This is a genomic window from Kitasatospora sp. NPDC056783 (genome assembly GCF_042789895.1).
Lineage (GTDB): Bacteria > Actinomycetota > Actinomycetes > Streptomycetales > Streptomycetaceae > Kitasatospora.
This window is the reverse complement of sequence record NZ_JBHUAF010000702.1, coordinates 1-1,477: the sequence shown is the minus strand read 5'-3', so window position 1 is coordinate 1,477 and position 1,477 is coordinate 1. Positions and strand designations below refer to the sequence as shown.

Sequence of the window (1,477 nt, the reverse complement as noted above, 5' to 3'; positions counted from 1 at the left end):
CCTGTAACGGGGGCAGGCCCTCCTCGATGTGATCCGCGTCACGGCGGGGCTGCGGCAACAGCACTCCGCCCGGGGAGACCGTCCGGGTTGAGGGGAAGGGCTCTCGGGCTGCACTGTGGCAGCCGCCGGGGGTTCGCCTCAGTCGATTGGACGACTTCGGACACTTCTGGACGCCGGGCCGTGCCGAGTCGGCCTGGTTCCCACACGACGGCCACGGACTCCCGGACGGCCCCGGACGACTTCGGACGGCTTCGGACGCGCGAGCGCCCAGAGTGTGTCGGCGGCGTCCGAATCCGTCCCGAAGATCTGTCAAGTCTCTTTCATCGAAGGCTGATTGCCGCATATCGAACCCGCCGAGGGCACTTGCGTGGGCCGTTGCGACCCGCGCATGATCGGGCCCAGCCACCCGCCGGGTGGCCCAGGGGACGGCAATCCCCGAGTCCGGGTTGAGGGTTCACATCAGAAAGGGTTCACACTGTGCTGCTCGAATTCCGATGCGCGGTGCGGCGCACGCCGCCGCCCGCCGAAGGCTCCGGCCCTCGTCGCGCCGCGCTGTCCGCGGCCTTCCTCGCGGTCGCCCTGGCCGGCGTGATCGCCCTGATCGTCCTCGGGTACGCCGTCGAAGCGCTGGTGACCGTCATCGTCACCGCCTCGGCCGAGGCCTCCGGCTCGCTGGGACGGCGGCGATGAGCGCACGCGAGGATCTCGCGTCCGAGCTGCAGAAACACCATCAGTCCTCCGCGCTGTCCGTGGAAGAGCTCGCGCGCGGGGTCGGCATGGACCCCGGCATCCTGCGCGACGTCTTCCGAGGGCGCCTTCTGCTCACGGAGGTGAAGCTGAAGGAACTGCTGAAGACGATGAACGCGAGCGATCGCGCCCGCCAGCGCGCGCTGCTCCTCCACCGGGAAGTGACGACGAAATCCCGCCCCCGCAGGCAGCGAACCGCCGAGAGGCCGCCCGTCGCCGACTGGCACGTGTCGCTCCCCGCCGCGGGAGAACCCGACCCCGTGATGCTCTCCACCGCGAAGGAGTTCGTCGCGGGCCTGGAGGACGTCAGGATCTGGGCCGGCGAACCGTCACTGCGCCGGCTGGAGGAGCGCAGCCTGCAACTGAACCACCGGGAACCGACGACCTACGGCAAGGTCCTGGCCCGCAGCACGATCTCCGACATGCTCAACGCCTCGACGCTCCCGCAGCTGGAGAAGGTGCGGCACTTCCTGCAGCTGTGCGGGGTGCGGGACATCGACGCGTGGGTGTACACGTGGCGGCGGATCCGGACGATCGAGAAGGCCGCCGCGCGCCGGGCGGCCTGACCCCGAGGGGCATGGAGTGGGACGTCGGAGCGGCCGGCTTCCCACTCCCCCGCACCATGCCTGCGGCGCCGGTCACTCGGGCCCCGTCACGCGCAGGTAGATGGGGTGGGCGGTCTCGATGCCGATGTAGGCGATCGCGCGCACCGCGCCGAACTCGACCAGCT

The 1,477-nt window shown here is 70.5% G+C and carries 2 protein-coding genes; both read left to right on the top strand.

What is annotated here, in order from left to right; all coding sequences use genetic code 11:
• The first annotated feature begins 477 nt into the window (after positions 1 to 477).
• Positions 478 to 690 (top strand): hypothetical protein, encoded by a 213-nt coding sequence (locus ACFRMQ_RS40725; protein WP_380735972.1) that lies wholly within the window; start codon positions 478 to 480, stop codon positions 688 to 690.
• The gene (locus tag ACFRMQ_RS40720; protein ID WP_380735971.1) at positions 687 to 1,313 is read left to right on the top strand and encodes a hypothetical protein; all 627 of its coding nucleotides are present in this window, start codon (positions 687 to 689) and stop codon (positions 1,311 to 1,313) included. The genes ACFRMQ_RS40725 and ACFRMQ_RS40720 overlap by 4 nt, the downstream gene beginning before the upstream one ends.
• Positions 1,314 to 1,477 lie beyond the last annotated feature (164 nt).

Excerpts from the sequence above, each read along its gene's own strand:
- ACFRMQ_RS40720 (WP_380735971.1), top strand. The coding sequence starts at position 687 with ATGAGCGCACGCGAGGATCTCGCGTCCGAGCTGCAGAAACACCATCAG.